Raw genomic sequence first — 266 nt, 5'->3', positions numbered from 1 at the left:
AATAAAGGCCTCACTGTTGAAACGCATTGTCGCAGTGGCTTTTGTGGCATGTGCCGGGTTCGTCTTCTCAAAGGTCAAGTGGCCTATGACGAGATCCCCGTCGCATTTGTCAAAGAAGGGGAAGTGTTGGTTTGCTGCGCTAAAGCAAAAACTGATGTGACCTTGGAAATTTAACCCATCCGGAGGGGCCTTTCCTGCGGGTGGGGCTCCTCTATCCATCACGAGGAGAAACACTATGTCTATCAAAACCAAAGTTGAACAAATCG

Annotated in this window: 1 protein-coding gene; it reads left to right on the top strand. The window is 48.9% G+C overall.

The genetic code is table 11. The annotated features are described in order from the left end of the window. The coding region (yfaE, locus tag BHE89_RS01920) for a class I ribonucleotide reductase maintenance protein YfaE (RefSeq protein WP_128860279.1) at window positions 1–174 on the top strand (174 nt) is incomplete at its 5' end. Between the last annotated feature and the right edge of the window lie 92 nt (window positions 175–266).

Source organism: Shigella sp. FC1967, from assembly GCF_001743005.1.
In the GTDB taxonomy this organism is placed as follows: domain Bacteria; phylum Pseudomonadota; class Gammaproteobacteria; order Enterobacterales; family Enterobacteriaceae; genus Proteus.
The sequence above is the reverse complement of the archived record's forward strand: the minus strand, read 5'-3'. Positions and strand labels throughout refer to the sequence as shown.